The sequence below is a fragment of the Methylobacterium haplocladii genome (genome assembly GCF_007992175.1).
Taxonomy (GTDB): domain Bacteria; phylum Pseudomonadota; class Alphaproteobacteria; order Rhizobiales; family Beijerinckiaceae; genus Methylobacterium; species Methylobacterium haplocladii.
Map to the genome: position 1 here is coordinate 35,981 of NZ_BJZT01000046.1, position 6,022 is coordinate 42,002.

Consider the following 6,022-nt stretch of genomic DNA (forward strand, 5'->3'; position numbering starts at 1 on the left):
GTCAGAGGATCTGCCGCATCACCAGCAGGCCAAGCGCCAAGCCGCCGATGCCGACGATCACCGAGGTGACGACGTAGGCCAGCGCCGCGCTTGTCTCCCCGCGCTCGAACAGCGTCATGGCTTCGAGCGAGAAGGTCGAGAATGTGGTGAAGCCGCCCAGGATGCCCGTCGCGATGAAGAGCCGCGCCTGCATGCTGCCGCCGCGCAGGGCGAACCATCCGGTGAAAATCCCCATCAGCACCGAGCCGACGACGTTGATCGCCAGCGTGCCCCACGGGAAGCTCGACCCGACCCGCAAGGCGGCGACGTTCACGCCATGGCGCAGCACGCCGCCGATCCCGGCACCGACGAAGACGAGGAGTGGGTTCATTGGCGCGATGATCTTTGGCTGCAGACGCGCAGGCGATAACGTACAGGAAGGTCAATCCGCAACGCGATGACCGCCATCGCAAACGAAAACCGGCAGCCAACTGGGCTGCCGGTTCGGGGTGGTGTTATCCGAGGCGGGTCAAGCGGCGAGGATCTTGTCCACCGTGATTGGCAGGTCGCGGATCCGCTTCCCTGTCGCGTGGAACACGGCGTTGGAGATCGCCGCCGCCGTGCCGACAATGCCGATCTCACCGACGCCCTTCACGCCCAGGGGGTTAGCCTTGTCCTCTTCGTCCACGAAGATCACGTCGATGTCGTGGATGTCGGCGTTGGCAGGCACGTGGTACTCGCCGAGGTTGCGGTTCATGAACCGCCCGAGCCGGTGGTCGAGCATCGATTCCTCATGCAGGGCCGAGCCGATGCCCATCACCACCGCGCCCAGAATCTGGCTGCGCGCGGTCTTGGTATTGAGGATCTTGCCCGCCGCGATCGCCGAGACGACGCGGGTGACACGGACGATGCCAAGCTCCTCGTCGATCTTCACCTCGGCGAAGACCGCCGAGTGGGTATAGGCCTCGTATTGCTTGGCGAAGTCCTTGTCGGGGCTCGCCGATCCCGTCGCCTCGAGCGTCTCGGTGCCGGTCTGCCGCATGACGTCCGTGAGAACGACGCTCTTGGCGGGATCACCGGCGACCTCGATGCGGCCCTTCGAGAAGACGACGCGCTCGAAATCGACGTTGGCGAGAGGCGAGCCTTCGAGGCCCCGCGCCAGCTTGAACGCCTGCTCGGCGACGTCGCGGCAGGCCTTCATCACGGCGGTACCCGAGGAGGCCGCCGTCCAGGAACCGCCTGCGACGGGAGCCTTGGCGAGATCGGTATCGCCGAGCTTCGTCGTCACGTGCTCCATCGGCAGGCCGAGGGCGTCGGCCGCGATCTGGGTCAGGATCGTGTAGGTGCCGGTGCCGATGTCGCCGGTGGAGTTGCCGACTTCGAGCCGACCATCGGCGGTCAGCGTCACCTTGGCGCTCGACTCCATCATCAGCGCTTCCCAGATCCCGCAGGCCATGCCCCAGCCGACGAGTTCCTTGCCGTCGCGCATGGAGCGCGGTTCGGGATTGCGCTTCGACCAGCCGAAGCGCTCGGCGCCTTGTCTAAAACACGCCTTCAGAGCCTTTGAGCCGAACGGCTTCTCTTCCACCGGATCGGTATCGGTGTAGTTGGCGATGCGCAGCTGGATCGGATCGATCCGGGTGGCATAGGCCAACTCATCCATCGCGGTTTCGAGCGCGAACACGCCAGTCACGGCGCCGGGTGCGCGCATGTCGCCGGGCGTTGCCGTGTCGAGCTTTGCCAGCCGATAGGTCAGCTCGACGTTGTCGCAGCCATAGAGGATGCCCGACCAGTTGACGATGTTCTCCTGGTAGTCCTCGTACTGCGAGGTTCCGTGCAGGGCATCGTGCCGGATCGCCTGCAGGTTACCGCTGGTATCGGCCCCGAGCGAGACGGTCTGCACGGCGCCGGGCCGGTAGGTGAAGCTCCACATCTGGTCGCGGGTCAGCACGACGCGCACCGAGCGGTTCAGATCCTGCGCGGCCAGCATCGCCAGGAAGAGCTGGTATTGCGGCCGTAATCCGCATCCAAAGCCGCCGCCCATGTATGGGCTGAGGCAGCGCACCTGCTCCGGCTTCAGGCCGAAGGCATTCGTTAGATAGAGCTGCGAGTTCGCGACGCCCTGGATCTTGTCGTAGACCGTGTAGGTGCCGTCGTCTTCCACGACCACGGTCGAGGCATGCGGCTCCATCGGATTATGGTGCTCGTGGGCGATCCGATATTGCTGGCTCACCTTGATCGCCGCGCCGTCGAAGGCGCTGCCGGCATCGCCCCAAGGCTCCGGCGGCGGTTTGATGCCGTCGCGCTTCTCCGGCGGATCGTAGGACGAGCCGGCCTGCGCTTCGAGATCGGTATGCGGCGTCTCGGCCTCGTAGGAGACCCGCACCAGCGAGGCGGCGTAGCGCGCCGTGTCGAAATCTTCCGCGACCACGAGGGCGACGGGCTGGCCCGAGAACGCGATGGTCTCGTCGTAGAGTGCCCGGAACGGCGCGCCGGGCGGCGCGACCATGTCCTGATAGGCCTCGGCCTCGCCGGCAATGCTCGGCCGGTTCTCGTGGGTGATCACCTTGAACACGCCGGGCACCGCCTCGGCCGCGGCTGCGTCGATCGCGGTGATCCGACCCTTCGTAATCGCGCTTGATACGACGTAGCCATGGGCGAGGTTGGGAGCGGCGAACTCGCCGGCATACTTAGCAAGGCCTGTGACCTTCGCCGGGCCGTCGACGCGGCTCATCGCTCTGCCGACGAACGTGTCGCGCCCGGATGCCGGGCTGATCTGCGTAGCCATGGGCAGGAATTCCTTACTGAATGCGCTTGTCGGACTGGGTCTGCGGCGTTCCGGCGGCGGCCTGTTCGAGGCCGCGCACGATGGCGCGCCGCGCCAGCTCGATCTTGAAACCGTTCTCGGATTGGGGTTTGGCCTCGGCCACGATGAGATCGGCCGCCGCCTGGAAGTTTTCGCGGGTCGCCGGTTTGCCCTGCAGAAGAGCTTCGGCCTCTAGATTGCGCCACGGCTTGTGCGCGACGCCGCCGAGCGCGAGCCGCGCGGTCCTGATCGTTTGACCATCGAGTTCGAAGGCGGCGGCCACCGAGACCAGGGCGAAGGCGTAGGAGAGCCGGTCGCGCAGCTTTAGGTACGTGTGGTGCTGCCCGTAATCTTTGGCGGGGAGATCGACGGTGACGACCATTTCGCCGGGCTTCAGGGTGTTGTCCTTCGCCGGGTCGTCGCCCGGCAGCCGGTGATAGTCGGCGAACGCGATGGCACGGTCACCGTCCGGCCCGGTCACCTGTACCGTCGCTTCGAGCGCGGCCAATGCCACGCACATGTCGGAGGGGTGCGTGGCGATGCACGCGTCGCTCGCCCCGAAGATCGCGTGGATGCGGTTGACGCCGCCGATGGCCGGACAGCCCGAACCGGGCTCGCGCTTGTTGCAGGGCGTGCCCTCGTCGTAGAAATAGTAGCATCGCGTGCGCTGGTTGATGTTGCCGCCGGTGGAGGCAGCGTTCCGCAACTGTGCCGATGCGCCGGCCAGGATCGCGCTCGACAGCAAAGGATAGCGGCTCCGGATGCGGTCGTCGTAGGCGAGGTCGGCGTTGCTCACGAGCGCGCCGATGCGCAGGCCTCCGTCCCGCTCTTCGATCGTGTTCAGCGGCAGGCGGGTGATGTCGATCAGCCGGCCGGGCTTCTCGACGTTGTACTTCATCAGGTCGATGAGGTTGGTGCCCCCGGCGATGAAGCGCGCGCTCGGATCGCTACCGAACGCCTGGACCGCTTCCGCCACTGTGCCGGCGCGGACGTAATCGAAGCGGTTCATCGGGCGGCTCCCTGCATGACGTCTTCGATCGCATCGACGATGTTGGTGTAGGCGCCGCAGCGGCAGATGTTGCCGCTCATCGCTTCCCGGATCTCCTCCCGCGTCTTGGCGTGGCCCTCGTTCATCAGGCCGACGGAGGAACAGAGCTGTCCCGGCGTGCAGTAACCGCACTGGAAGGCATCGTGCTCGACGAAGGCCTCCTGTATCGGGTGCAGCGTGTTCACACCCTGGCTCTGCGCGAGGCCCGCGAGCCCCTCGACGGTGGTGATCTCGGCACCATCCTTCATCACTGCGAGGGCGAGGCAGGAATTGATGCGGGTGCCGTTCACGAGCACGGTGCAGGCGCCGCATTGGCCGTGGTCGCAGCCCTTCTTGGTGCCGGTGAGATCGAGATTCTCCCGCAGGAGGTCGAGGAGCGTAGTCCAGGGCGCGACGTCGATCTCCCGCTTCTCGCCGTTGATCGTGAGGGTGATGCCGATCCTGGCATCGGCTCCGGGTGAGCCGCTTTCAATGAGCATGGCGTGTTCCGTGATGGTGCGCCGGTCCTTCGGGATCGGGGCACTTTCGAATGGGGCGCCCGCCGCCGCGTTGCGCGAACGGGGCTTGTGACGGTTCGCAGCAGGGCGGTGAGACGGATGCGACGCGAGCGAACGCCGCGCCGGATTGCTTCGATAACCGTTCCAATCTGGCGCTGTTCCCGGTCGCATCGCGGAAGAACGCCACGGGGTTACGCCACGCGCGGCGCTCGGCTAACGCTGGGCCGAAACGAGACACCGCCCGAAGGACAGGCCATGGCCGCGCTGGACCCGATCCTGAACGACATCGACACGGACCTCGACAACGCCCTGGAGCGGCTGTTCGCCTTCCTGCGGATCGAGTCGATCTCGACCGAATCCGCCTACAAGGGCGAGTGCCGCAAGGCGGCGCATTGGCTGGAGGGGACGCTGACGGCGCTGGGCTTCGAGACTAGCGTCGAGGAAACCTCGCTCCATCCGGTGGTCTACGCGCACAAGCCCAAGCCTGGCGCGCCGCACGTCCTGTTCTACGGCCACTACGACGTTCAGCCGGTCGACCCGCTGAGCCTCTGGACCCATCCGCCTTTCGAGCCGCGCCTCGTCGGCGGAGGCGAAAGCCGTCAGATCGTGGCCCGCGGCGCGTCCGACGACAAGGGTCAGGTGATGACCTTCATCGAGGCCTGCCGGGCGCATCTCGCGATGAGCGGTGAGTTGCCCTGCGCCGTCACCATCGTGATCGAGGGCGCGGAGGAGAGCGGATCACAGGGCCTGCCCGAATGGGTCGAGGCGAACCGCGATCGGCTGAAGGCCGATGTGGCGCTGGTCTGCGACACCGCGATGTGGGACCGCGACACCCCGCAGATCACCACCTCGCTACGCGGTCTCGCCTATTTCGAGGTGACGGTGACCTGCGCCGACCGCGACCTGCATTCCGGCTTTTTCGGAGGGGCGGCGGCCAACCCCATCCACGTCCTCTCGAAGATCCTCGCGGCGCTTCACGACGACGACGGCCGGGTGACGCTGCCGGGCTTCTACGAGGGCGTGCGTGAGCCGCCGCCCGAGGTGCTGGAGCAGTGGAAGGGCCTCGACTTCACGGCCGAGAAGTTCCTGGGGCCGATCGGCCTTAAGGAGCCGGCCGGCGAGCGCGGGCGCATGCTGATCGAAATGATCCAATCCCGCCCGGCCTGCGACGTCAACGGCATCATCGGCGGCTACACCGCCGAGGGCACCAAGACCGTCATCGCCGGTCAGGCGAGCGCCAAGGTTTCGTTCCGCCTCGTCAACGACCAGGACCCGCAGGTGCTGGCAAAGACCTTCGAAACCTTCGTGCGCGAGCGCGTCCCGGCGGACTGCAAGGTCGAGGTGGTCTGCTACAAGGGCTCGCGCGCCCTGGCGCTGCCCTTCGACATGCCGCAGCTCGCAGTCGCACAGGCCGCGCTCACCGAGGAATGGGGTCGCGACGCCATTGCTGTGGGGGCGGGCGGCTCGATCCCGATCGTCGGCGACTTCAAGCGCATCCTCGGCCTCGACACCCTGCTGATCGGCTTCGGTCTCGACGACGACCGTATCCACTCGCCGAACGAAAAGTACGAGCTGCAGAGTTTTCACAAGGGCACGCGCAGCTGGGCACGCATCCTGGCGGCGCTTGGAGCGTCGGCAGGATCGTGAGCACGCTTGCCGCTATCGGGCTGTGTTGCTGGATCTGAGGTTCTT

5 protein-coding genes are annotated in these 6,022 nt (G+C 66.4%); 1 reads left to right on the forward strand and 4 read right to left on the reverse strand.

Going from position 1 to position 6,022, the window contains the following annotated elements; all coding sequences use genetic code 11:
* Nucleotide 1 precedes the first annotated feature (1 nt).
* The 4 genes from crcB to MHA02_RS20270 all read right to left on the reverse strand — a co-directional run bounded on the left by crcB (nt 2) and on the right by MHA02_RS20270 (nt 4,312).
* Nucleotides 2-370, reverse strand: a complete 369-nt coding sequence (crcB, locus tag MHA02_RS20255; RefSeq protein ID WP_147082128.1) for a fluoride efflux transporter CrcB — start codon at nt 368-370, stop codon at nt 2-4.
* Between the two features lie 138 nt (nt 371-508).
* A complete protein-coding gene (locus tag MHA02_RS20260) occupies nt 509-2,767 on the reverse strand; it encodes a xanthine dehydrogenase family protein molybdopterin-binding subunit (RefSeq protein WP_147082130.1) in 2,259 nt (752 codons plus the stop codon).
* 13 nt (nt 2,768-2,780) lie between these two features.
* Nucleotides 2,781-3,794: an FAD binding domain-containing protein gene (locus MHA02_RS20265; protein WP_147082132.1), complete on the reverse strand. Its 1,014-nt coding sequence runs from the start codon at nt 3,792-3,794 to the stop codon at nt 2,781-2,783.
* On the reverse strand, nt 3,791-4,312 hold the full coding sequence (locus MHA02_RS20270; protein ID WP_147082134.1) for a (2Fe-2S)-binding protein: 522 nt from the start codon (nt 4,310-4,312) through the stop codon (nt 3,791-3,793). Before MHA02_RS20270 ends, MHA02_RS20265 begins: the two co-directional genes overlap by 4 nt.
* A gap of 273 nt (nt 4,313-4,585) precedes the next feature.
* Between MHA02_RS20270 and MHA02_RS20275 the strand changes: the two genes are divergently transcribed.
* Complete coding sequence (locus MHA02_RS20275) at nt 4,586-5,977, forward strand: dipeptidase (RefSeq protein ID WP_147082136.1); 1,392 nt, start codon at nt 4,586-4,588, stop codon at nt 5,975-5,977.
* Nucleotides 5,978-6,022 lie beyond the last annotated feature (45 nt).